Genomic DNA, 23,899 nt, shown 5'->3' on the forward strand with positions numbered 1-23,899 from the left:
CTAAGAATGGGCATGTCCAAAGGATTGCCATGAATAACCGCGGACAGGTTGTGAATCACCGAGGGACATGTCCAGCCTTGGCCCTGAGGATTGGGCAGGACACCCTTGTGCCGACTGCTGGCGTTAAAGGTTGGGCTGGCGGACTAAATTCTCAAAAGCGGCAGATGTAATGTTTTCACCAAGGTTGCCAAACGCCATGAGGGCATCCGCAAGCTTTATATAAGTTACTTAACCGCACTCTCGGCCTCTGCAGCTTTATTATTTGCCCAACGTGTATCCAAAATGCTCAAGAGTGTAGATGCGATTATTAAATTCAACACGCGTGAACCCCTTATAGGGTGCCTCTAAGCCATTGAAAGCAGTTCCAAAGACTAGCAGCGCCTCCACGGCAATTTTCATCCAATATTGCTTTTCGTTGTCGTCGTCGAATGTGCGATTGACTAGATGCTTAGCCCTACTTTGAGCTCGGGGGGCACTGCCAAAGGTGATAAATTTGAACAGTGTGAACTTAAGTCCACTTTCAGGGTCAACGACGTGTTCTCGCGACGTGGTAAAAGGGATTCCGCCGCTTGCATTTAGCAGCTCGAAAACTTCGGTGGTGTAGGGGCTTCCTGTTACTAACCACTCGAGATATACACCGGCGTCGGCATCTGCGACTCGAGGCACCAGATTGTCCTCGGTTTTTTCGACTCTAAACATGCAAATCTCCCCTCAGGCTAGCGAAGTGCCAGCCCCATTGAACTCCAGCCAGTGGGCCGAGCCACGACTATCATCACAGCAAGGAGTGCTTCCTGTCATTACTCCAAACGATGATTTTTCATGATTGCTATCTGCCGAAGTTTCCCGACCTGGTCGGATCCGGGGAACCGGGAGTTACCGTGTTTGCAGCAACAAGTGCAGCACTCCATTTTTTCATTCCGGGCTCCAGGAATTCGGGCTGATCTTGGCGTCGTATTTGGCCGGAACCCCGGTGGGAGTGAGCCCGTCCTCGATAGCACTCCGAAACTCAGGAGGCCACTGACCTCTGGCACAGGCCGATGAAGCCGCCCAGCTGCTCCAGACCCTCGGGGTGGGCGGGGAGGTAGTTGGTCAGTTCGGGCGCGCGGACGATCACGGCACGCCATTGGCCGCGGGACACCGCCACATTGATCCGGTTCCGCGAGAGCAGGAACTCCATGCCCCGCGGAGCCTCGGCCACCGCAGAACATGCCATGGACACAATCACGACCGCGGCCTCCTGGCCCTGGAACTTATCCACGGTCCCCACCCGCACGCCGGAGAGATTCGCGGCGTCCAGGGCATCGCGAATGACGTTGACCTGTGCGTTGTAGGCAGCCACCACCAGGATGTCGGCCGCCTCCAATGGCCGGGCTCCGTCTGCGGTGTGCCAGGAAAGGCCCAAATGGCGGCGCACCTGCCCGACGACCTCGGCAGCCTCCTCGGCCGACGACGTCGTGTTCCCGCTGTGCGGCACCATCACCGTCTCAATCCCCGCGGGCACACCCTCCAGACGGCGCAGATCCGCGGGCGGGGCGGAACGTAACCGGCCTTCGTAGGACAACTCCGAGACGGCCAGGCACAGCTCTGAGTTCATCCGCCACGAGTCGGCCAAGAAGTAGCCAAGCTCGGGCGGCAACGTGGCGTGGCCTGCGGAAATCCAGCCCAGGGCAGACTCGTCGACCGGCTCGGGGTGCCTGCCCTGGCTGACCTGCGGCAGCTGCTGCGGGTCGCCGAGCAAGAGCAGCCGGCTGCTGGCCTGGGCCACGGCAAGGGTGTTGGCCAGCGAGAACTGGCCGGCCTCGTCAATCACCAGGAGGTCCAGGGAGCCGGCCGGGACGGTGGTGCCGGTCATGGTCCACGCCGTGCCACCGACGAGGGCGCCTCCAGGCGCACCCAGCAGCTCCGCAACGTCCTTGCCGGTGCGCCGGGCCCACGGCAGGGCGTCGTTGTGCTTCACGTCTTTGGCCACGCGCGCCGGGTCGACCCCGGCCTTCGTGACAGCGGTCTTCAGCAGGTTCTCCACCACCGCGTGCGACTGGCCGACGACGCCGATTTTCCAGCCGCGGGCCACGAGCCGGGCGATGACGTGGGACCCCACATGGGTCTTGCCCGTTCCGGGCGGACCCTGCACCGCCAGGTAGGAGTGGTCAAGGGCCAGCACGGCCGCCGTGATGGCTTCAATGAAGCGGTCCGGTCCGGCACCAGGCTGCGGCAGTGAAGCTCCGGCGGCCAGCCTCGGCGGCTGACGCCGGACGAGGTCAAGCGCAGGATGGCGGGGGAGGGAGCCGGACCCCAGGCCGGCGACCACCGTGTCAGCGAGGGCTGCCAGTGCTTGCTCGAGGCTCTTGGTGGCGAGGGGTTGGTCTTCCGTCAGCGCAATGGGGAGGTCATTGTAGGGCGGTATCTTCCGGTGCAGCCGGTCCCGGATGATGACGGTGTCCTTGCCGTCCTCATGCCCCAGCTCCAGGACCTCCGTGCCGAACCATCCGCTCCGCCCGGTTCCGTTCTTGCCGGTACCCTCCAGCCCGGCGGGAAGAGGCAGCTCGTACATGCGGAACCACTTGCTGCCCTCGCGGAGGTCCGACCCGGGACTCACGGAGCCGGTCAGCTTGACCCGCCGCTCCGGAAGTTTGGTCCCCGTCTGTTGCCAGTCGTCGAGGAGTTCCGCGGATTCGACGAGGAAAACGTTCCGGTCCCGTTCGTGCGTGTCCGGACCGTGCTCACACCGGTCGAAGTGCGCCCACCAGAACGACTTGCGCTCCCGGCGGTGATAGCTCACGGCCGCGGCCAGCATGGCGACGGCCTTACGGTCGTCCTCGGACAGGCCGCTGCCCGGCTCAGCAAATTCCATCAGTGCCAGCTCAGCCGGGGCCAGCGCGGCATCGGCTCGTGCCGAGCCGTCGTCGTCGGGGCCGTCCTCTAAGCCCGCCTCCGCGCCGTCCTCCGCGCCGGACGCCGCGCCCGCCTCCGCGCCGTGCGGCTCCGGCCGGCGTTCCTTGGCCAGCCCGAGCAGCCAGTTCCGGAGCTCCAGCGTGGAGAGGCAGTCGTATTCGTTGTAGTCGGAGATCCCGGCGAGGATTGTGGCCGCTTCGTCGGGCCGCTCATTGTCCCTCGCGTCGCAGAACCGTGCATAGGCAATCACGGAGGCGCCGGCATCCTTCACTTCGCCAGTTCGAAGGTTCGCCCGCATGTAGAGCGGCTCGAGCTTCTTGATGCTGTAAGAGTTCTCGGAGATCCTGATGCTGTTCCGGACCGTTTGGTACAGGTCCACCAGCAGGCCTTCGCGGAGCCACTCGTCCACGATGTCCTCCCCGGCAACGTGCATCACCGAGAGTTTTCGAAGCGCCGTTTTTTCATACGGTGCGTAGTGGTAGACGTGCATGTCCGGGTGGTCCCGCCGGCGTTTCTCGACGTAGTCAAGGAAATCGAGGAACGCCTGCTTCTCCGCCTCCCGGCTGTGGGCCCAGAATGGCCGGAAAATCCCCGGACTGCCGGGCTCGGTGGGCGCCTCAATCACGCCGAACAGGTACTCGAGCCCCCACACTCCCGTGGCGCGGTCCTGCCACAGCGGATCGCCTTCGAAGTCGAAGAAAATATCGCCCCGGCTCGGTGGGGGCAGCTCGGCCAAGGTGTTCCCGGGCAGGACGCCGTAGCGGATGGTGTGCTCTTCGCCGTCCTTGCGGTAGCAGACTTCGCCGTCGGCAGGGCCAACGCCGCTCTGCATCCGCGCCTGTTCCTGCAGGCGCAGGAGCGTAGGGGTGGGCTTGGTGAGGGTCGCTTGCGCCAGGTCAGTGACTGAACTAATCCCACGTTCGTGGAGGTTCTTGCGCTGCACGGAGTTCATCCGGGCCACGAGGAGGAGATCGTCGGTGGCTTTGACTTGCTCCTGGCAGTAATCGCAGCGGCCACAGGCGGTGAGCCCGGGCGCGCCCCAGCCCACTGTTCCCGGCTGTGCGATGTGCGCGGCGGTCAGCGCGAGGAAACGCTCGCGGCGCTCGCGGAAAACCGGCAGGATCTCGGAGAGTTTGTGGTGGCTTCGCACGTAGTCGAATCCGCCGCCGGGCAGCTGCACCGTCGAGCCAAGGACGAGTGTCACCGCCGGGTCCACCGGGATCCCGGCCTTCAGCAGCTGGTCGCCGTAGGCGGCCAGCTGGAGCAGAGCCGTCACCTTTGCGTGGCGGGCGAGCTTGGTGTCGAACACGGCGTAGCTACCGTCGGACTGCCGCACGAGGAAGTCGGAGCGGCCGTGGAACTGGCCGTCGAAGAAGGCGGCCTGGAAGACGACGTCGGCTCCCGCGCGCAGCGCCCCAATGGACTCGGCGTGCTTGGCCGCCAGCGTGGCGCGGTCCATGGCCTCGGCCGGGACGACGTCGTACACGCCGTGCCCGGTGGCCGGATCCCAGTCGCCAAACTCCGCCACGAAACCGCCGAGGACCTTGCGCTCGTGGAGCTCACCCAACACCGCTGCATGCTTGAGCATCTCGTCGTCTTCGAACGTAGCCCTGGGGGACCGGCCCAGCTTCTCGTCGAGTTTGCGCAGCAGCTGATACTCGCAACTCGCTGCCACCACGAGGTCGCTCGCGGAGTAGACCAGATCCGGTGATGAGCCCGGTACCTCAGGTTCAAGAAAAAACACTGTGCCCCCGTTGCTGGTGCCCCGTTGTTGGTGCCTCCGCTATTCAAGCTATCAAAGCCCTCTGACAGTCAAACACGGGACAGGAACCAGGCAATGCCCCTCTGGTTCCTGTCGCAGGACCGGCGTAGGGTCTGAGGACTATGACCGAACAGCAACCGTATGAGCTGGTCCAGCGCTACGCGCACTTCGAGCTGCGCCGCTATCCCGCGTACGCCGTGGCGGAAATAGAGGTCAACGCGACCTTCGACCGCGCCGGGAATGCTGCCTTCCGGCACCTGTTCAACTACATCAGCGGCAGCAACACGGCGCAACGGAAGCTGGCGATGACGGCCCCGGTGATCCAGGGGCCCGGGCCGTCGCAAAAGCTGGCGATGACCGCGCCGGTATTGCAAAGCGGCCCGCTGCCGGGAAGTGCAGAGCCCGCTGATTTCATCGTGGCCTTTGTGCTCCCCGCTGGGGTGACGGCGGAGACGGCGCCGGTCCCGGCGAACCCCGACGTTAGAGTCCGGGCCCAGCCAGGTTCCCTGGCAGCCGCCCTTCGGTTCTCAGGCAGCGGGTCGGAGGCGGCCTTTGTACGGCGAAACGATGGCCTCCAGGAGGCACTGAAGCTAGCCGGGCTGAAGGCTGTGGGGCCGCCACGATTCGCCCGTTTTGATCCGCCGTTCAAGCCGTGGTTCCTGCGCCGCAACGAAGTTGTTCAGGACGTGCAGGAGCCCTTTACTCCTCCGGGCGAGCCCGGCCGCTGACCGGGGTAAGGCAAAATGGTTTGGGTGACCCAACACCCGCAGCGCCCCGCCTCACCCGTCTCGCCCGCCTCCGGCCCCTCGCCGAAGACCGGCTCACCACAGCCCGGCACGCCGCACACGCAGGAGTCCGGCATCGCCGCCCAGATCGCCGGCGAACTCGGCGTCCTTCCTTGGCAGGTCAAGGCTGCCGTGGACCTGCTCGACGCCGGCTCCACCGTGCCGTTCATCGCCCGCTACCGCAAGGAAGCGACCGGAACCCTGGACGACACCCAGCTCCGCGAGTTGGAGGAGCGGCTGCGCTACTTGCGCGAGCTCGAGGACCGCCGCCGGAGCATCCTCGAAGCGATCGCCGCCCAGGGTGCGCTGACCCCGGAACTGCAGGCCGCCGTCGTCGGCGCCGACACCAAGTCGCGGCTGGAGGACATCTACCTCCCGTTCAAAACCAAGCGGCGCACGAAGGCTCAGATCGCCCGCGAAGCCGGGCTGGAGCCGCTCGCCGACGCCCTGCTCAAGCGCCCGGAACTGGACCCGGACCGCGAAGCCGCCAAATACCTCAACGCCGAACACTCGATCGGGGACTCCGCGGCGGCCCTCGCCGGTGCCCGCTCCATCCTGGTGGAACGCGTCGCGCAGGATGCCGACCTGGCCGCCACACTCCGGGAACGGCTCTGGACCCAGGGCCGGATGGTGTCCCGCGTGAAGAAGGGCAAGGAAGCTGAGGGCCAGAAGTTCAAGGACTACTTCGAGTTCTCCCAGCAGCCGGCCGGCATGCCATCACACCGCGTCCTGGCGCTGTTGCGCGGCGAGAAGGACGGGGCGCTGGAGCTGGAGCTCGCCGAGGCTGAACCGAACGACGACGCCGCCCTCACGGCCGCGCGCGGCCGTTACGAGGCCGCTGTGGCCAGGTTCCTCGGGGTTGCCGACCGTGGCCGGCCCGCCGACGCCTGGCTGCTGCAGACCGCGCAGCTGGCCTGGCGCTCACGGGTGCTGGCCCGGCTGACGGCTGATCTGCGGAGCCGGATGTTCGCCGCCGCCGAGGACGAGGCCGTGCGCGTCTTCGCCGCCAACCTGCGCGACGTGCTGCTCGCCGCGCCGGCCGGGAACCGTGCCACCCTGGGCCTGGACCCGGGACTCCGGACCGGCGTGAAGGTCGCGGTGGTGGATGGAACCGGCAAGGTGGTTGCGACGGACACCGTTTACCCGCACGCCCCGGCCCGGAAATGGGACGAGGCGCTGCGGACCCTCGTGGGCCTGGCGAAGAAGCACGGCGTCGAACTCGTCGCGATCGGGAACGGTACGGCGTCACGGGAGACGGACAAGCTCGCCGCCGAGCTGCTGAAACAGCTAGCGCCCGCCTCAGACTCTGCCAACTTGCACGCCAAACCGCAGAAGATCGTGGTGTCCGAGGCCGGAGCGTCGGTGTATTCGGCGTCGGCGCTCGCCGCGGCCGAGCTGCCCGGCATGGACGTATCCTTGCGCGGCGCCGTCTCGATCGCGCGGCGCCTGCAGGACCCGCTCGCGGAGCTGGTGAAGATCGAGCCGAAGTCGATCGGCGTCGGGCAGTACCAGCACGACGTCACGGCCGCGAAGCTGGACCGCAGCCTGGACGCCGTCGTCGAGGACTGCGTGAACGCGGTGGGCGTGGACGTCAACACCGCCTCGCCGGCATTGCTGAGCCGGGTGGCCGGCGTGGGGCCGCTGCTGAGCGAAAACATCGTGGCGTACCGGAACGAGCACGGGCCATTCAACAAGCGCAGCGAGCTGAAGAAGGTCCCGCGGCTGGGCGCCAAGGCGTTTGAGCAGTGTGCGGGCTTCCTCCGGATCACCGGGGGAGCGGAGCCGCTGGATGCCTCCAGCGTGCACCCCGAGGCTTACCCGGTGGCCCGGAAAATCAAGGCGGCCGCCGGGAAGGCGCCGGCCGCGGGAAGCTATGCGGCACTGAACCCGCAGGACTTCGTGGACGGCTCCTTCGGCCTGCCAACCGTGCAGGACATCATCGCCGAGCTCGAGAAGCCCGGCCGTGACCCGCGTCCGGCCTTCGCTGCGGCAGCGTTCTCGGAGGGCATCGAGAAGATCTCGGATCTGAGGCCGGGCATGGTGTTGGAGGGCACCGTGACCAACGTGGCGGCGTTCGGTGCGTTCGTCGACGTCGGCGTGCACCAGGACGGGCTCGTGCACGTGTCCGCGCTGGCCAACCGGTTCGTCTCCGACCCCCGGGAGGTGGTCAAATCCGGGCAGGTGGTCCGGGTCAAGGTGCTGGAAGCGGATCCGGAGCGGAAGCGCATCTCGCTGACATTAAGGCTCGACGACGAACCGGCAGCCTCCGGCGATCGTGCGGCCGGCGGACGTGCAGACTCGCGGGCGGAACGTCCGCGGCAGTCGGCGCCGCAGACGCCGTCGAAGCAGCCGTCCGGGAAACCGGCGCCCGACCGGCGGACGCCCGCCCGACAACCGCAGAAGTCGACGCCGCCGCCGTCGCCCGTCAACACAGCGATGGCCGAGGCACTCCGGAGGGCCGGTCTGGGCAAGTAGCGCTCCCAGGGTGCGGCTGCCCCCGCCGCCCCGGACCTACCGTTCGTCGCGGATTCCCTACCGCTTGGCGCATAACTAGTACGTTTACTGACGATCTTGCACCATGATTGCCGGAGGCAACGGCCCTCTGCCGGAAGCTCTGCCGGAAGCTCGGTCAGAGGCCCTGGCAGAGGACCGTCGCTGCAATGTGCTGGACACCGATGTCGTTGACGAGCAGGGGAGCATACATGGGCTGGCTGGACCGCGAACGAACCATTGCCCCGCCGGGATTCAACCGGTGGCTCGTACCCCCAGCAGCCCTTGCCGTGCACCTGTGCATCGGACAGGCCTACGCGACCAGCGTCTACAAGACCGCGTTGGTGAAGCACTTCGGCGCCAGCCTGACCGAGGTCGGCGTGATCTTCTCCATCGCGATCGTGATGTTGGGCCTCTCGGCCGCCATCATGGGCACGTGGGTGGACAGGAACGGGCCCCGGAAGGCGATGTTCACCTCCGCCGCGTTCTGGGCCAGCGGCTTCCTGATCGGGTCGCTGGGCATCTTCAGCCACCAGCTCTGGCTCGTCTACCTCGGCTACGGCGTCGTCGGCGGCATTGGCCTGGGGGTCGGCTACATCTCTCCGGTCTCCACCCTGATCAAATGGTTCCCCGACCGTCCCGGACTCGCCACCGGCATGGCCATCATGGGATTCGGCGGCGGCGCCCTGATTGCCAGCCCAGTCTCCACGGCACTGCTCAAGATGTACGATCCCAACTCCGGCGCCAAGGGCTGGGTGGCCAGCGGCGAATCCGTGGGCAAGCTCTTCCTGACCCTCGCCGTCGTCTATCTGGCCTACATGATGTTCGGCGCCTTCACCATCAAGGTCCCGGCCGAGGGATGGAAGCCGGCAGGCTTCGACCCGGCCAAGGTCAAAGCCGCCTCCCTGGTCACCACGGAGAATGTCTCCGCCAGGAACGCGGTCAAGACCAGACAGTTCTGGCTCGTGTGGATCGCCTTGTTCTGCAATGTCACGGCAGGCATCGGCATCCTTGAACAGGCCGCTCCGATGATCCAGGACTTCTTCCGCCAGACTGACGGCACCTCCCTGGCCAGCGCCGCTGTGGCCGCCGGCTTCGTGGGGCTCCTGTCCATCGGCAACATGTCGGGCCGTTTTGCCTGGTCGGCGATCTCCGATGTCACCGGCCGCAAGCGCATCTACATGGTCTTCCTCGGCGTCGGCGCGTTGCTTTACACCGTGCTGGCGCTGGCCGGCTCGACGACGACCGTCCTGTACGTCGCCCTCGCATTCGTCATCATCTCCTTCTACGGCGGCGGGTTCGCGACCGCCCCCGCCTACCTCCGCGACCTATTCGGTACCTTCCAGGTCGGTGCCATCCACGGCCGTCTCCTGACTGCCTGGTCCGCGGCCGGCGTCGCCGGCCCGCTGATCGTCAACGCGTTCCTGGACGCGCAGGGCAAGCCCGGCGCGCTCAACGCCGCGTCCTACCAGCCGGCCTTGCTGACCATGGTGGGGCTGCTGGTGATCGGGTTCGTGGCGAACCTGCTGGTCACGCCGGTCGAGGCGCGATTCCATGAACCCCGTGCCGGCCGTGTCCGGTCCGAAGAACCCGCCTTGGAGGCCTGAAATGACTACTGCACAGACACCGGTGACACCGTCCACCGGAAAATTGGTCATCGCGTGGGCGCTGGTCGGCGTGCCCCTTGGGTATGGCGTATACGAGACCCTCACCCGCGTGGCGGCCCTGTTTGGCTGACACCGTGGTTGCGGAAGTCTCCGGTGACCACCCGCGCGTGGCTCGGGTGCCGTTCACCAGGCCGGAGCCCTTCACCACCCGCCCCACACTGCAAGGCACCTTCGGGATGAGCGCGTCCACGCACTGGCTCTCGACGGCGGCTGCCCAGGCGGTGCTTGAGCGCGGCGGCAACGCCTTCGACGCCGCGGTGGCGGGAGCCTTCGTGCTCCATGTGGCGGAGCCGCATCTCAACGGGCCCGGCGGGGACATGACCGGGATCTTTGTCACCGCGGACCGGCCGGATCAGCCGATAGTCCTGATGGGGCAGGGGCCGGCGCCGGCCGGGGCCACCGTGGAGCATTACTTGGCCGAAGGCCTGGACCTCGTTCCGGGCTCAGGTGCCTTGGCCGCCGCGGTGCCTGCCGCCGTCGACGCCTGGCTCCTGCTGCTGCGTGACCACGGAACGTGGGAGCTGGACGCGGTGCTGGATTTCGCGATCGGCTACGCGCGGGACGGCCACCCGATGCTCGGCCGGGTTGGAACCACCATCGCCGCCGTGGCCGCGCTGTTCGAGACGCACTGGCCCACGTCGGCTGAGCTGTGGATGCCCGGCGGAAGGATCCCTGCCGAAAGTGAGCTGGTGTGGAACCCGGCCTATGCCCGCACACTGGAACGGCTCGTGAAGGCCGGAGTTAAAGCGCCTACCCGCGAGGCAGGAATTGATGCGGCCCGGCGCGAGTGGCGGGAGGGCTTCGTGGCCCGCGCCATGGTGGATTCGGTTCAGTCCCCGCACCGGCATTCCTCGGGCACAGATCACCGCGGGGTGCTCGCCCTGGACGACCTGGCGGGGTTCGAGGCCGGGTATGAGTCGGCCGCCACCGTGGAGTTCCGGGGCCACACGATCGCCAAGACCGGGCCCTGGGGTCAAGGACCGGCGCTGTTGCAGACCCTGGCCATCCTGTCCGGGTTCGAAGACCGATTCCTTGATCCGTCCACCGAGCTGGGCGCGCACACCATCCTGGAGGCGCAGAAGCTCGCGCTCGCGGACCGGGAGGCGTACTACGGCGACACGGACGTGCCGCTGGACTACCTATTGTCGGAGGAATACTGCGCCGGCCGACGGGCCTTGATCACGGACCGGGCCTCCCACGAGTTTCGGCCCGGCACCGTGCCGGGCCGGGAGCCGTACATCCCACCGCTGCGCACCGATTACACGCCGCCGGCGCTCGCGGGCAATGCCTTCGCGGCCAGACTCGGCGTCGGCGAGCCCACTGTGACACCCGCGGGGGACACCCGGGGCGACACCTGTCATATCGACGTCGTGGATAGGTGGGGCAACATGGTCTCGGCCACACCGTCGGGCGGCTGGCTGCAGTCCTCGCCCGCGATCCCGGAGCTGGGCTTCTGCCTGGGCACCCGGTTGCAGATGACCTGGCTGGAGCCCGGGACGCCTTCCACGCTGACACCCGGCAAACGCCCGCGCACCACTTTGACGCCGACTCTCGTGCTGCGGGACGGCCACGCCGTGGCGGCCCTGGGTTCGCCCGGCGGCGACCAGCAGGACCAGTGGCAGCTGCCGTACCTGCTGCGGACCATCGTGGGCGGGTACTCGCCGCAGCAGGCCATCGACGCGCCGACGTTCCACACGACCTCGATGCCCGGGTCCTTCTGGCCGCGCACCTGGGAGCCCGGCGGCGCCGTCGTCGAGGACCGGCTGGGGGAGGACGTCATCGAATACCTTGAGCGCCGCGGACATGTTGTCACCCGGGCTGGTGACTGGGCGCTGGGGCGGCTGTCCGCCGTCGTGCGGGATCCCGAGACCGGGGTCCTGCAGGCCGCGGCGAATCCGCGGGGTGCGCAGGGCTATGCTGCGGGCCGGTAGCGGTAGCGGTAGCGGTAGCGGTAGCGGTAGCTGCGCTCAGCGGAGGAGCTGAGCAATTCTCGCTTCTTAGCCGGAAGTGGAGCCGGTCCATGAAGCGGAGCGATAGGAGTGCGCTTCTTTCTCAACTTTCTCAACGTTGGTCCACTTTGTGGTCGGGCTTAGACCAGCCAACGCCATTGGAGTGATGTTCGGTGAGGCCGCTCGCAAAGGGATGCCCGTCCCCCCCACAAGGCCAGCAACGACTACGGTGACAATCTCCACACCAGGGCGAGGGCGCTCCGTCAGAGAAATATCAGAGTCACCGTCGAGCCAATTTTTGAGGTCATCACTAATCCCTGTTCCATCCCGCATCACGCAGCCCGGCGGCGTTGCCCCCGCGCGGCCAAGACTTTGGCTTGAACGTGGGAACCGCACGGCCCGGCGGGGTCGCCTGGGCCGTGGTCATGCGGCCGTCATGAGGTCGTCTGGACGGAAGTAGTGGTTCCGACTGGGTTGCTGGCGCGGGTCGAGGTGGGGTGGCGGGATGAACCAGGGAATCCCGGTTTTGAGCCGGATGGTCCAGTGTTCCTTGTGGATCACGTGATGGTGATGGGAGCAAAGCAGGACCCCGTTGTCCGTCCCGGTGGTCCCGCCGCGGGACCAGTAGGTGATGTGGTGGGCCTCGCACCAGGGTGCGGGGATGGTGCAGCCTGGAAAGGCGCAGCCCCGGTCCCGGGCCGTGATGGCTTTGCGGATGTGCGGCGGGAAGACCCGGGAGGCGCGGCCGATGTCCAGGACCCGGCCCTCGCCGCCGAGGACGACCGGGATGATGTCCGCGTCGCAGGCAATCTTCCGGATCGTGGAGGCGGTGACGGGCCCGGTGAACAGCAGCGCCCCGGTGCCCGTCCCGTTGCCTGTCCCGTTCGCCGTCCCGGGCTGTCCGGTGTTTGCTGTGGCGCCAGGGGTGTTCTGCAGCCGGGTGAGCAGGTCCCGGTAGTCGATGGTCACCATGACCTGGGGCCGGAGCCCGCCGGCGGCGGGCAGCGTTCCGGCGGCGAGGGCGACCTTGCACGCGCCGACCAGTCCGTCGAGCAGCCTCTGGGCCCGGGAGCGGAGGTCCAGGGCCGGCAGCGCGGGGTCCTCATCCGCGGCGGGCTCATCGCCGGGGCCGGGCTGGTGCTCCGGGCTGGTCGCGGCGGCCGAAGCGCCTGCACCGTTCGAAACGTCGGGAGTAAAAGCGCCCGCACCGGACGGGTCGTAGTCGGCACGGGATACGCAGGCCGATGCCCCGGCGGCAGCAGCACTGACCGAAGCCTCACCGGAGGCCGCGCCGGCGGCCCAGCCGCCGCCGCCCGAAGCGTCACCGGAGGCCGCGCCGGCAGTCCAGCCGGCGCCGGCGACCGAAGCCTCACCGGAGGCCGCGCCTGCGGCCCAGCCAACACCGAACGCCGTGCCGGCAGTCCAGCCGTCACCGGCGGCAGTGGCGCCGGCGGCGGACCTCTCGGCGGTGTCCGTGGCCGGGGAGGTTCCGGTGTTGCCGGTGCGGGGGTTGGTGGCGGTGTTCATGACGGTCAGGAGGTGTTCGAACTGTTCGGTGGTCGCGAAGATCTCGAGGTGGTGCAGGCCGTGGCGCCGGCGGCGGATGAAGGCGCCCTGGAGCTGGCGCAGCAGCTCCTCGGAGGGCTCGGCGCCGTCCTGGTCCAGCGCGTCGGCCCAGCTGCGGGTGACACGGACGAGGAAGTCGGCGTCGTTCTCGGCGGCCGTGCGGGTCAGGGCGTGTTCCATCCGGGCCGCGGCGTCCGCCTCGCACAGCGGCCGGACCCGCTCGAGCGCGGCGGTGATGACGCTCGCGGCCCGGGACGCGACCTCGCCGGCCGCGACCGCGGCACCGAGCTCCCGGTGCAGGGGCGGCACCGGCCGGCCGGCGAGTCCCTGCCCGGGCAGCAGAGCCTCGGCCAGGGAGAGCCTCCGCCGGGCCTCCGCGGCGCCGATCCGCAGCCGGGCCCGCAGGAACTCCACGGTGTTCCGGTACCCGTCATCCAGGACCGACGCCGGCACGGCTGACCCGTCAGCCACGTCAGCCGTCGCAGAGGCAGGAGGCGCCGCCGCGGCCGCCGATCCGGATACGGCAGCCGTCACGGCCGCCGCCACGGACGCGCCGCCTGCGGACGCGCCTGCCGCGGCGGTGCCGGCAGGCTCCGCGGCTCCGGATCCGCCGGTCTCCCAGCCGGCCGGGCTCTCCCGCCAGCCCGTGGTCCACGAGGTGACAGCCCCCGCGGCCCCGGCATCGGCCGCGGACTGCTTCCGGGTCCGGTCCACAGCCGAAGCCGCCACCAGCTGCAGAAACTCCACCGTGCGCGAGAACTCCTCCACCCGTCCGGCGAAGTCCGACGCGGCCCGGAATCCCCACGACCCCGCGTCCTGTTCCGCCGCCGCACTCAACGCCTGCAAAGCGGCCAGTGCCCCGTCCACGCGGTCTGCGCCGGACGGCCGGGGTTGCCGGAGCGGGGCTGGGCCCCGGTCCGTGTCCTGCCCTTCTTCCTGGCAAGCAATGAAATCCCTGACGGCTTCCATAACTAGAGTCTGACAAAGGGGTGTGACATTTTTAGCCCGCTCATGGGTAGGACCGGAGGCCCGCCGATTTCCTGCCACCGGGCAGTACTCAGGAGACGGGATTCAGGACTCGTGGCCAGCCAAACTGGGTGCGGACTCCCGGCGAATACAGCACGGACTCCGGTGGTCCAGCGACATGGATGCCGGCCGCGCCGACGAGGTCGTCCTGAAGTAGGGTCAATTGCGCCCGGTACAACGGCCATGCACTGTGCGTATTGGGGATGTACAGGGTCCGGTTCTTGAATCGAGAATGCAGGCCGAACCGTGCCGTGAGGTGGATGGACAGCGCGTCGGTCGCTTCGTCGTCGGGCTTCGGGACGACGGCGAAGTCGCTCCGGGCGCCGCCCCGGAATCGGCGCACGGAATACCCAGCGGTCCCTCCGGCTCCGGCCGACCCAGCGGCAGCGAAAGCGGTGCGCCCCTCGGAATCCAATGCGGAATCCGGAGAATGAAGGAAGCTCGTCCGCGACCACACATAGGGAATCCCGGCCGCCCGCGCTGCCAGCACCACTGCCAAGCGTGAAGCATCCAGACTGCGGAAAACCACACCCCGAGCACCGTCCGGCTCCCGGGAGTAGAGGCGCACGTTGATCTCGTTGAAGCTTCCGAAATAGGGGATGCCAGGACCGCGGCCAAGCCCGGCACGCTGCATGCGGAAGCCGATCAGCCCCACCCAGGCCGATCCGTCGAAGCTGTCCGGCGCGACGCCCGGTGGCATGTACGCCGCCGCCACTGCCTCAGGGATGCGCCAGTGCAGGAAGACGGCGTCCATCCATCGCTGGTCCATAATGATCGGCGCCGGAAGCTCGGGTGACTCCGGCCAAGGATCTACGTCCAATCGGATCAGCTCCCTTCGGTTGGCAGGGTGAGTCGGCAGGGTGAGTCGCCATGGTGAGTCGCCACAGTGAGAACGTCAGGAAAACACGCCGGTCAGTTCAGTGCCCGGGTGCCTTCCGGAAGAGACCCGCCTGCCAGCAGCGCCGCCGTCGCGTCGGCCAACGCCGTCAGCGCCACGCGCTGGGTCCACGGGCCGTAGGAAATGCGGGCAACGCCAAGTTCCTGCAGTTTGGCCGGAGCCAGTGAACCGGGCACATTGATGACCGACACCTTGTTCCAGCCAATCCCTTCCACCAGCGCGGTGACGGTAGCCTCGTCCAGCAGGCCCGGCACGAACACCGTGGTCGCACCCACTTCGAGGAAGGCACGGCCGCGCTCAATGGCATCGGCCAGTACCGCGGCAGGGTCCCGATCCTTGCCCTTCAAAAAGGCGTCGGTGCGGGCGTTGAGGACGAACTCGATCCCCTCAGCCTCGGCTGCACGCACCGCAGCACGCATCTGCGCAACGGCATCGGCGAGCGGGCGCATCTGGTCTTCGATGTTGGCTCCGACAGCGCCGGCCCCGATCGCCTTGCGCACCGTTTCCCCGGGGTTCCCGTAGCCCGCTTCGAGGTCAGCGCTGACGGGCAGCGACGTAGCGGCGGCAATCAGCCCGACGGCGGCGATCATCTCGTCCACCGGGATCTTCTCGCCGTCTTCGTAGCCGCGGGACGCTGCGATGGAGTGGCTGGCCGTGGCCAGCGCCTTGGTACCAGGAACGTCGCCGACCACTTTCGCGGTGATCGCGTCCCAGACATTGATGACTTGGAGGATCTCCGGGGCTTGGTGGAGACGGAGCAGCTCGGTGGCTTTGGAGGCACGGGAACGCGCGTAGTCAGTCATGGCGCGAGCCTAGCCGGGCGCCGTGCCACCCGGAAGGGTTTCAGCCAGCCGCGGAAGAGTCGGAGGAATGCTCGCGCTTAGTCTGCCAGGGCCAGCGTCCGGTGATTTCAAGCTCGAGCGAGAAGCTGAGGAAGGTCCGGATGAGCACAATAATGGCCAGCACGCCGACGCCCTCGAAGGTTGGTGTGACGGCGACTGAACGGATGATGTCCGCCGCGACGAGCAGTTCGAGCCCGAGGAGGATGGAGCGGCCCAGCAGCTGCCGGTAGGAGCGGTAGACGGAGAGTCGCGCGGAGCCCGCCGGCAGGCGTTCCGGCTGGAATCCCCGCAGCGCCATGGGGATGGACACGAGGGCGCCGATTACCATAACGGCCACGCCGGCGAAGTCCATGAAGCGGCCGGCCGTCTCGATAATGTGCTGAAGATCCATGGTTCCCCTCTGAGAAGTGGGTGGTGAATTTCAAATCAGGACTTACGGGTGCCGGACGCCTTTGCCGGCCAGAATGGCCCGGTAGCCTTCTCGGAAACTTGGGTACTGCAACTCGAAACCGGTGCTGCGGAGCCGTCCGTTGCTAGCTCGCTTGTTTCCGCCCCGCGACGGTTCGCCGCCCGACGCCGGAGGCCTGCCCGCCGAAGTGCCCCCCGCCGAAGTGCCGCCCGCCGAAGCGCCGTCCGCCGCGCCAGCAGAGTCCGACGCCGGCCGGGGGAGTCCCAGCTCCGCGGCCAGGAAGCCCAGCACCTCGCCGAGCTCGGCCGGTTCGTTGTCCACGCCCAGATACACGGGCGCGGGAACCGTGTCCATAGTGCACAGATGGACGATTGCCGCGGCGGCGTCGTCGCGGTGGATACGGTTGGTGAAGCGTGACGCGGCGGGAATGACCGCGCTTCCGCCGCGCACCTGGTCGATCAGTCGCGTCCGGCCGGGGCCGTAGATCCCGCCGAGCCGCAGTACCACGGGGGTGATGCCGGTGCCGCGCAGACGGCTGTTGAGGAGTTCCTCTGCCTCGCGGATGATGCGGCCCGAGAACCCGCCGGGTTCCGGCGTCGTGCGTTCATCAATCCAGCCGCCGCCGGCGTCGCCGTAAACGGCCGTCGAAGAAACAAACAGGATCCGGCGGACACTTGCCCCGGACGCCAGGACCGCGTCCAGCACGTTCGACAGACCGTCCACGTAGGCAGCCCGGTAGGCATCCTCAGTCGGGGCATCCGCGGCAATCGCGACGACGACGGCGGTGGTGTCCGCCGGGATGGGCGGCAGCTCACCGGAGCTCAGGTCAGCGGCGACCCCTTCGATGGCGGCCGGAAGTTTCTCCGGCGACCGGCGCCACCCCACCACGCGGTGGCCTGCAGCCGCGAAACGCAGCCCGGCCTCGGTGCCCAGATCGCCGCAACCGGCCAGCAGTACAGTCATAGGGCCAGTCTGCCAGCCTTCGGGAAGCCCTACGGACAGGCGTGAGGAATTCTTGGATCCTGGCGCTGCTGAAATTCCGGGCCCGCTGCTGAAATTCCGGGCCCGCCGTCTGTCGGGCAGGCCGACAGGTTTGCTCACCCTTCGACCGGTGCCATCCGGTAGCCAACGCCCCGTACCGTGCGGATGAACCGCGGTTCGCGGCCTTTGTCACCAAGCTTCTTGCGCAGGTTGCCGATGTGCACCTCCACGAGGTGCTCGTCCCTGGGCCATTCGGTGCCCCACACATGGGTCAAAAGTGCCTTCCGGGTCCACACCCGCCGCGGCGCTCGGGCCAGGGTCTCCAGCAGGTCAAATTCGGTGCGCGTCAATTCCAATTCGACGCCGTCAAGGGACGCCGCACGGCTTTGGACCTCGACAACTAGCGGCCCGTGACGGACGACGCCGTTGGCATCGGCATGCCGGACGTCGGTACCTGCCGCTGAGGTGGACTCGGGCGACGGATGGATGGACATGCCGGGCGAGGCGTCGTCCGCCCGGCGTCGCAGGGCACCGGGCAGGTGGTGTGTCTCAGGCGCTGAGCCGCCGGGCGCGGCCACCATGAAATCCGTGGCGCGGCGTCGCGGCGTGGGACGTTGAGGGGTTGGCCGGTGGCGCCGCATCACCGCGGTCACACGGGCCTGGACGGAGCGCGGGCTGAACGGCTTGCGGATGAAATCATCCGCACCGATCTCCAGTCCTATCAACTCGTCAACCTCGTCCGCCCGGGCCGTGATCATGACGACATAGGCGTCGGAGAATTTGCGCATCCGGCGGCACACTTCCACGCCGTCCAAATCGGGGAGGTTCAGTTCCAGCGTCACAAGGTCCGGCCGATGTTCCTGGATGTTCAGCATGGCTTCGGCCCCGGAACTAGCCTCAAAAACGGCGAAGCCCTGCATTTCCAGTGTCCGGCGGATGAGGAGCCGAACATCACCGTCATCATCTACAACCACAGCGCGGAGCTGCCCCGGTGATTCCAACATGACTCCAGCTTCCAAGACCAAGAGACCCGTGTGTCACAGTCACCCCACACGCCACAGGCTGTGACGCAAGCCACAGGAGTAACAGTTGGACTCAGGCTAACACGGTTTTCTTGAGCAAATGTTGAAGTTTTAGCCGGTCGTGGTTTGAAGCTGGACTGCCAGAGTTGAAGCTACAAGTCCAGCCGCTCAGGCAGAAAGCGCCATCAGTGCCGGACGCGTTCGGCGCCGGCCAGCTACCTCGCCGGATCCGGCGTCGTCCGTCTACCGCGCCGGAACCGGGAAGAAAGCCCGCGGGTCCTGCATCAGAGCCGGGTAATCGAAGGCGGAGCGATCCACGATCTCGTCCACCTGGAAGTTCCGGGCGAAGTGGCCGTCAACGGTGATCGGACGGCCCAGGACCTTGCCGATGGCGAAGGAGGTGCCGCCGTTGACCGGGATGGCAACCACGGAGTTGCCGGGAAGGGTGGTGAACGCCTCTTCCTGCTGCTGGCGCTTGCGGGTGGGCTTCTTGACGAGCTGCTTCGGGGGCAGCTTGCGCACCTTGCCCGGGCGGCGGGAGCCTGATTCGGCGTAGACGAACTGGTAGTCGTCGTCCGAGGGGGCCTTGGCCCGTCCCACGGGCGGCAGGCTGACAGTCTTCAGCTGCTCGGGCTCGGTGTCTCCGAGCGGCAGGCGCAGGACCCACATGCGGTCCCCGGCAGGATCCTCGGGCACAAGCTCGTGCTTCGGTTCGGGCCAGACGTACTCCAGGTCCGGGTCCGTGCCTGGGAATACCTGTGTGTAGAACCGCGGATCCTTGGCGATCAGCCGGGACCGGTGGCTGAGGTGGAAATCCGGATTGCCCAGCCATGGCGGCATCGGGATCTTGGCGGCGTAGTCGGGGTGGGCAGCCTGCGGGGCGAACTCCATGATCTTCTCGCGCGTGGTGTCCTCGCCGCCGCGGGCCGTCCATTCATCCACCATGGCCAGCCCGTACATTGTCAGCGCGGGAACGTACCCCATCCACATCCGGACAGCCGGGTGCGACTGCCAGCCGTACTCCGGGATCACCAGCGCACGCAGGATCTGCAGCGCCTCAACACGCTGCTTGCCGAGCCGCTCGCGGTCCAAAACCGCGGCGCTCTGCTGGAAATCGGGGAAGGGGAGGAAAGTCTGCATCTCTCCAGTTTGAGGCCACACGACGAAACCACCAATTGCACAGGACCGTGCGTGCGCATGTTCACATTTTGGAATGAAGCAGACATCTCATTACGGAGGGGCGTAATATAGCAGGACCCCATCAATGTCGCCCGGAGGACACGCCATGAATCCAGCCCCTGTTGTGCCGTTTGTGCCGAAATACGGACAACTGCTCGGCCCGGAAGCGAACGGCATTCTGGTGCTCGAGGAAGTTATTCTTGACCCGGTGGCAGCCCTCAAGGAACAGCACGGGTTCCGCGCCGCAATGGCATCGTTCGCGCTGACCATGCGGCGGATACTGGCGTTGCGCCTCTGCATCGCCGTTGTGGCGATCGCCAACCTGCCCCTCTTTCTGCTCAACACGGGCTGGTGGATTTACGCGGTCTCACTGACCCTGGTGGTTGCAGTCCACGCCGCGGTGTCCTGGCTGAACCGTCAGGAGCCGCGGATCCGGCAGCGCCGCATGCTGGAACTGCATCTGCACCGGGAGCGGAGCGACAATTACCGCAAGGTCCGCGACGCCGTGAAGTACGTCATTGACGCCCCTGCCCGGATGAATGAAAGCCTCTACCTTGAGCTCCTCGCCGCGAAGCGGGTAGCCCTGCACTTGGCCATGGGCACGGTGGCCGTGCTGGACACGAGCGACGACGCCGCGTGGAAACTGCAGATCGTCCGCGAACTCCCGCAGGCTGCCTGAGCCGCACGTCTAAGGCCGCAGGGCTCACCGATTACAGCGCGACCCGATTACAGCGCGACCCGATTACAGCACGACGCCGGAGCGACCCCTCGAGGGAGCGCTCCGGCGTCGTTGTTTAACCGTGTAGCCCTATCCGGGAAGCTGCAGCACCTGGCCCGGGAACACCAGGTTGGGGTTGCTGATGGTCGCCGTGTTCGCGTCGGCCAGCGAGTGCCAGCCTCCGGCGATGTTGAGCTTCTCGGCGATTGTGCTCAGGGTTTCGCCGCTCCGGATGGTGTAGGTCTGGCCACTGACGGATACCGGTGCAACGTGGCGGGGTGCCGGGACGGCTGCCATGGGGGCCGCTTGCCGGGCAGCCACCTTGGCCGGGGCGGGAACCGGGGCGGGCTGTCGTGATGTGGGTGCGCTCTGTGGAGCCGCGGCGCCGCCGCGCAGGCCCAGTTTCGCGGCGCAGGCTGGCCACGCGCCCCAACCCTGGCTGGCCTGCACTCTCTGGGCGACGGCGATCTGCTGTTCACGGCTGGCGTTCGCCGCGGACCCCGTGCCGCCATGGGCCGCCCACGTGCTGGCGCTGAATTGCAGCCCGCCCGAGTAGCCGTTTCCTGTGTTGGTGGCCCAGTTCCCGCCACTTTCGCATTGGGCCAGCGAGTCCCAGGTGGAGGCGGGGGCTGTGGCCGGGACGGCCGCGTTAGCGGCGGAAGCGGACAGCGCGACGCCTGCGATGGAAACAGCCGCCAGGGTGATGCCGCGGCGCGCGGCAGTGCCATAGGTTGATTTCTTCATGATTTCAGATGCTCCTGAGGGCCACCAGCGCTCGGTCCGTCCCCGGACGTTGTCGCGCCACTGCCCGCCCCTGACAATAGAGGTCATTTGCGGTGTCTACCGGTCGGGCAGTATCTGGTGGTGGTAGCACCGGGCATGCAATACCCGGTTGCCGGGCATGCACACTAGGCTAAGCCAGGCCCCGTCCGTTATCAAGACGTTATTTTTGCTGTTTTTGCCGTTACCATCGCGTGGTAACCCATCGCGTCGGGGCCGATATCGCCGCTCGCTGTCTCGTAACGGATGCTCGCGGACACGTTCGCGTGCCTCAGCTTCCGAGCATGCGGCCAAGTACGGAGCGGTCCTGCTGTTCTTGGACCTCGCGACGGCGGCGGGGGTCCCGATCGCGACGATCTCCCCTCCGGCGTCGCCACCTGCGGGGCCGAGGTCGATCACCCAGTCCGCTGCGGCCACCACATCCATGTCGTGTTCCACCACAATGACGGTGTTGCCTGCGTCAACGAGCCGGTGCAGCTGGGCCATGAGGAGCTGGACGTCGGCCGGATGCAGCCCGGTGGTGGGCTCGTCCAGCAGATAGAGGGAGTGGCCCCGCTGGGCACGCTGCAGTTCGGTGGCGAGTTTGATGCGCTGGGCCTCGCCGCCCGAGAGCTCGGTGGCCGGCTGGCCGAGGCGAAGATAGCCCAGGCCCACTTCGCGCAGCGTTTGCAGGCTGCGCGCCGCTGCCGGCACTCCTCCGAGGAACTCTGCGGCGGCATTGACCGTCAGGCCGAGAACTTCTGCCACGTTCTTGCCCTTGTACGTCACCTCCAGGGTTTCCGGGTTGTAGCGCGAGCCCTGGCACTCCGGGCAGGGGCCGTAGCTGCCGGGCAGGAACAGCAGTTCGACGGCGACGAAGCCCTCACCCTGGCAGGTCTCGCAGCGGCCGCCGGAAACGTTGAAGGAAAAGCGCCCTGCGCCGAAGCCCCGCGCCTTGGCCTGGTCCGTGGCCGCGAATTCCTTGCGGACCGCATCGAAGAGTCCGGTGTACGTGGCGAGGTTGGAGCGAGGGGTTCGGCCGATCGGCTTCTGGTCCACCTTGACGAGCCGGTCCAGCTGGTCCAGCCCGGACACGGGTCCCACACTGAGCGGGCCCGTGGACTCGCCGGCCTGGGACTCCAGGTCCTCAACAGGCGGGCTCGCCTCGGCGCCGGATTCCGGGTGCAGCCGGGCACCGACCACCTCGGCCAGGACCTGGCTGACCAGCGTGGACTTGCCGGAGCCGGAGACGCCGGTGACTGCGGTCAGCACGCCCAGCGGGAAGTCGGCGTCGAGTTCGCGCAGGTTGTGCCGGCTGATGTCGCGCAGCTCCAACCAGCCGGCAGCATCCCGGCGGGGGCCGCTGGCGGCAGAACCGCCGCCGTCGTCCGTCATGACGGCAGACTTTCCGGCAGGGCCGGCTGAACCGTTCGGGAACAGGAACGGCCGGGTGACGGACGCGTCCACCTCGGCGAGGCCGGCCACGGGCCCGCTGTAGAGCACTTCGCCGCCGCCTTCACCGGCGCGGGGACCCACATCCACCAGCCAGTCCGCGCGGCGGACGATGTCCATGTTGTGCTCCACCACGAACACCGAATTGCCGGAGGACTTGAGCTGGTCCAGGACCGCAAGGAGCGGCTCGGCGTCGGCGGGGTGCAGGCCGGCGGAGGGCTCGTCCAGCACGTAGATCACGCCAAACAGGCCGGAGCGGAGCTGGGTGGCGATCCGGAGCCGCTGCATTTCGCCGGGGGAGAGTGTGGGGGTGGACCGGCCCAGCGCGAGGTAGCCCAGGCCTAGATCCAGCAGCACGGTGACGCGCTGCAGGAGGTCCCGGGTGATGGCGACGGCCACCTCGTTGCCCTCGCCGGAGGACTGCTTGCGGGAGGCGGTCCCGGCCTCCGTGAGCTCGGTGGTGGGGCGGATGATCTCGGCCAGTTCCGTCAGGGGGACGGCATAGAGGTCCACGATGGTGCGCCCGGCGAAGGTGACGGCGAGGGCGGCCGGGGTCAGGCCGCTGCCGCCGCACACCGGGCAGGGTCCGGTCTCCATAAAGCGCAGCACGCGGTCGCGCATGGTGGTGCTCTTGGAGTCGGCGAGCGTATGCAGCACGTAACTCTTGGCGCTCCAGAACCGGCCCTTGTAGGGCTTGGCGACGCGGTCGCGCTGGGGCGTCACTTCCACCACGGGCTGTTCCTCGGTGAACAGGATCCAGTCGCGGTCTTTTCTCGGCAGCTTCCGCCAGGGGGTGTCGACCTCGTGGCCCAGGTGGGTCAGGATGTCGCGCAGGTTTTTGCCCTGCCACGCCCCGGGCCAGGCGGCGATGGCGCCGTCGCGGATGCTTAGCGAGGTGTCCGGCACCAGGGAGGACTCGGTGACGGTGTGCGCGATCCCCAGGCCGTGGCACTCCGGGCAGGCGCCGGCGGCCGTGTTCGGGGAAAACGCGTCCGAGTCCAGCGGGCCGGCGCCGTCGGGATAGCTGCCGGCGCGGGAGAAAAGCATGCGCAGCGAGTTGGACAGCGTGGTGAGCGTGCCCACCGTGGACCGCGAACTCGGCGTCCCGCGGCGCTGCTGGAGTGCGACGGCGGGCGGCAGTCCGGTGATCATTTCCACCTTGGGGTTGTGCCCCTGCTGGATGAGCCGGCGGGCGTAGGGGGCTACGGATTCGAAGTAGCGGCGCTGCGCCTCGGCATAGATGGTGCCGAAGGCGAGGGAGGACTTGCCGGAGCCGGAAACGCCGGTGAAGGCGACGATCGCATCGCGGGGCACGTCCACATCCACGTTGCGCAGGTTGTTCTCACGGGCACCGCGCACCCGGACAAAACCGTCCGTCGGATTGCCGGGAGCCAGATCGTGAACTACATCCCGGTCGGTCGGCCGCGGCAAATCGGAAGCATGCTGTTTACTTTGCATTGGTTCGACTCTATCGGTGATGCCAGCGGGCAGGCATATCCTTA

At 67.5% G+C, this 23,899-nt stretch carries 16 protein-coding genes and 1 pseudogene; 6 read left to right on the top strand and 11 right to left on the bottom strand.

What is annotated here, in order from left to right; translation table 11 throughout:
- Positions 1-258: 258 nt before the first annotated feature.
- Positions 259-699: a hypothetical protein gene (locus tag MRBLAR12_RS19190; protein WP_229994540.1), complete on the bottom strand. Its 441-nt coding sequence runs from the start codon at positions 697-699 to the stop codon at positions 259-261.
- Positions 700-1,006: 307 nt separating this feature from the next.
- On the bottom strand, positions 1,007-4,636 hold the full coding sequence (locus MRBLAR12_RS19195; RefSeq protein ID WP_364747672.1) for a TM0106 family RecB-like putative nuclease: 3,630 nt from the start codon (positions 4,634-4,636) through the stop codon (positions 1,007-1,009).
- A gap of 140 nt (positions 4,637-4,776) precedes the next feature.
- On the opposite strand from MRBLAR12_RS19195, the gene MRBLAR12_RS19200 reads away from it, so the two are divergent.
- From MRBLAR12_RS19200 to MRBLAR12_RS19220, 5 genes are all read left to right on the top strand, one after another.
- Positions 4,777-5,382, top strand: a complete 606-nt coding sequence (locus MRBLAR12_RS19200; RefSeq protein WP_364747674.1) for an SOUL family heme-binding protein — start codon at positions 4,777-4,779, stop codon at positions 5,380-5,382.
- Positions 5,383-5,397: 15 nt separating this feature from the next.
- A complete protein-coding gene (locus MRBLAR12_RS19205) occupies positions 5,398-7,914 on the top strand; it encodes a Tex family protein (RefSeq protein WP_229994537.1) in 2,517 nt (838 codons plus the stop codon).
- 227 nt (positions 7,915-8,141) lie between these two features.
- Positions 8,142-9,536 carry an OFA family MFS transporter gene (locus MRBLAR12_RS19210; protein WP_229994536.1) on the top strand — a complete coding sequence of 465 codons (1,395 nt, stop codon included), beginning with the start codon at positions 8,142-8,144 and terminating at the stop codon, positions 9,534-9,536.
- Between the two features lies 1 nt (position 9,537).
- Positions 9,538-9,666 (top strand): MFS transporter small subunit, encoded by a 129-nt coding sequence (locus MRBLAR12_RS19215; protein ID WP_364747677.1) that lies wholly within the window; start codon positions 9,538-9,540, stop codon positions 9,664-9,666.
- A 106-nt stretch (positions 9,667-9,772) separates the two neighbouring features.
- Positions 9,773-11,527, top strand: coding sequence for a gamma-glutamyltransferase family protein (locus tag MRBLAR12_RS19220; protein ID WP_364747913.1), 1,755 nt, complete (start codon positions 9,773-9,775; stop codon positions 11,525-11,527).
- A gap of 441 nt (positions 11,528-11,968) precedes the next feature.
- Here the strand turns inward: MRBLAR12_RS19220 and MRBLAR12_RS19225 are convergent, their stop codons facing one another.
- From MRBLAR12_RS19225 to MRBLAR12_RS19255, 7 genes are all read right to left on the bottom strand, one after another.
- Positions 11,969-14,080, bottom strand: coding sequence for an HNH endonuclease (locus MRBLAR12_RS19225; protein WP_364747678.1), 2,112 nt, complete (start codon positions 14,078-14,080; stop codon positions 11,969-11,971).
- A gap of 88 nt (positions 14,081-14,168) precedes the next feature.
- Positions 14,169-14,906: a YqjF family protein gene (locus MRBLAR12_RS19230; RefSeq protein ID WP_364747915.1), complete on the bottom strand. Its 738-nt coding sequence runs from the start codon at positions 14,904-14,906 to the stop codon at positions 14,169-14,171.
- A 143-nt stretch (positions 14,907-15,049) separates the two neighbouring features.
- Complete coding sequence (locus MRBLAR12_RS19235; protein WP_229996209.1) at positions 15,050-15,838, bottom strand: isocitrate lyase/PEP mutase family protein; 789 nt, start codon at positions 15,836-15,838, stop codon at positions 15,050-15,052.
- 40 nt (positions 15,839-15,878) lie between these two features.
- Positions 15,879-16,268, bottom strand: a complete 390-nt coding sequence (locus MRBLAR12_RS19240; protein WP_364747680.1) for a DUF1622 domain-containing protein — start codon at positions 16,266-16,268, stop codon at positions 15,879-15,881.
- A gap of 42 nt (positions 16,269-16,310) precedes the next feature.
- Positions 16,311-17,249: an NAD-dependent epimerase/dehydratase family protein gene (locus MRBLAR12_RS19245; RefSeq protein ID WP_364747682.1), complete on the bottom strand. Its 939-nt coding sequence runs from the start codon at positions 17,247-17,249 to the stop codon at positions 16,311-16,313.
- Positions 17,250-17,383: 134 nt separating this feature from the next.
- Entirely contained in the window at positions 17,384-18,271 is an 888-nt protein-coding gene (locus tag MRBLAR12_RS19250) for a response regulator transcription factor (protein WP_364747684.1), read from the bottom strand.
- Between the two features lie 261 nt (positions 18,272-18,532).
- The gene (locus MRBLAR12_RS19255; protein WP_229996161.1) at positions 18,533-19,429 is read right to left on the bottom strand and encodes an MSMEG_6728 family protein; all 897 of its coding nucleotides are present in this window, start codon (positions 19,427-19,429) and stop codon (positions 18,533-18,535) included.
- Between the two features lie 145 nt (positions 19,430-19,574).
- On the opposite strand from MRBLAR12_RS19255, the gene MRBLAR12_RS19260 reads away from it, so the two are divergent.
- Complete coding sequence (locus MRBLAR12_RS19260) at positions 19,575-20,147, top strand: hypothetical protein (RefSeq protein WP_364747686.1); 573 nt, start codon at positions 19,575-19,577, stop codon at positions 20,145-20,147.
- A 129-nt stretch (positions 20,148-20,276) separates the two neighbouring features.
- Here MRBLAR12_RS19260 and MRBLAR12_RS19265 read toward each other — a convergent pair whose 3' ends face one another.
- Entirely contained in the window at positions 20,277-20,930 is a 654-nt protein-coding gene (locus MRBLAR12_RS19265; protein ID WP_364747918.1) for a transglycosylase family protein, read from the bottom strand.
- A gap of 321 nt (positions 20,931-21,251) precedes the next feature.
- Positions 21,252-23,855: pseudogene (locus MRBLAR12_RS19270) on the bottom strand (ABC transporter); the annotation flags it as partial.
- Between the last annotated feature and the right edge of the window lie 44 nt (positions 23,856-23,899).

Origin of the sequence: Arthrobacter sp. LAR12-1-1.1 (genome assembly GCF_040676555.1) — a bacterium.
Lineage (GTDB): Bacteria > Actinomycetota > Actinomycetes > Actinomycetales > Micrococcaceae > Arthrobacter.

What these genes read in the sequence shown, in the direction of transcription:
- MRBLAR12_RS19210 (WP_229994536.1), top strand. Translation starts at nt 8,142, where the DNA reads ATGGGCTGGCTGGACCGCGAACGAACCATTGCCCCGCCGGGATTCAAC.
- MRBLAR12_RS19225 (WP_364747678.1), bottom strand. Translation starts at nt 14,080, where the DNA reads ATGGAAGCCGTCAGGGATTTCATTGCTTGCCAGGAAGAAGGGCAGGAC.
- MRBLAR12_RS19260 (WP_364747686.1), top strand. Translation starts at nt 19,575, where the DNA reads ATGAATCCAGCCCCTGTTGTGCCGTTTGTGCCGAAATACGGACAACTG.
- MRBLAR12_RS19235 (WP_229996209.1), bottom strand. Translation starts at nt 15,838, where the DNA reads ATGACTGACTACGCGCGTTCCCGTGCCTCCAAAGCCACCGAGCTGCTC.
- MRBLAR12_RS19250 (WP_364747684.1), bottom strand. Translation starts at nt 18,271, where the DNA reads ATGTTGGAATCACCGGGGCAGCTCCGCGCTGTGGTTGTAGATGATGAC.
- MRBLAR12_RS19255 (WP_229996161.1), bottom strand. Translation starts at nt 19,429, where the DNA reads ATGCAGACTTTCCTCCCCTTCCCCGATTTCCAGCAGAGCGCCGCGGTT.
- MRBLAR12_RS19190 (WP_229994540.1), bottom strand. Translation starts at nt 699, where the DNA reads ATGTTTAGAGTCGAAAAAACCGAGGACAATCTGGTGCCTCGAGTCGCA.
- MRBLAR12_RS19220 (WP_364747913.1), top strand. Translation starts at nt 9,773, where the DNA reads ATGAGCGCGTCCACGCACTGGCTCTCGACGGCGGCTGCCCAGGCGGTG.
- MRBLAR12_RS19265 (WP_364747918.1), bottom strand. Translation starts at nt 20,930, where the DNA reads ATGAAGAAATCAACCTATGGCACTGCCGCGCGCCGCGGCATCACCCTG.
- MRBLAR12_RS19230 (WP_364747915.1), bottom strand. Translation starts at nt 14,906, where the DNA reads ATGGACCAGCGATGGATGGACGCCGTCTTCCTGCACTGGCGCATCCCT.
- MRBLAR12_RS19200 (WP_364747674.1), top strand. Translation starts at nt 4,777, where the DNA reads ATGACCGAACAGCAACCGTATGAGCTGGTCCAGCGCTACGCGCACTTC.
- MRBLAR12_RS19215 (WP_364747677.1), top strand. Translation starts at nt 9,538, where the DNA reads ATGACTACTGCACAGACACCGGTGACACCGTCCACCGGAAAATTGGTC.
- MRBLAR12_RS19240 (WP_364747680.1), bottom strand. Translation starts at nt 16,268, where the DNA reads ATGGATCTTCAGCACATTATCGAGACGGCCGGCCGCTTCATGGACTTC.
- MRBLAR12_RS19205 (WP_229994537.1), top strand. Translation starts at nt 5,398, where the DNA reads ATGGTTTGGGTGACCCAACACCCGCAGCGCCCCGCCTCACCCGTCTCG.
- MRBLAR12_RS19245 (WP_364747682.1), bottom strand. Translation starts at nt 17,249, where the DNA reads ATGACTGTACTGCTGGCCGGTTGCGGCGATCTGGGCACCGAGGCCGGG.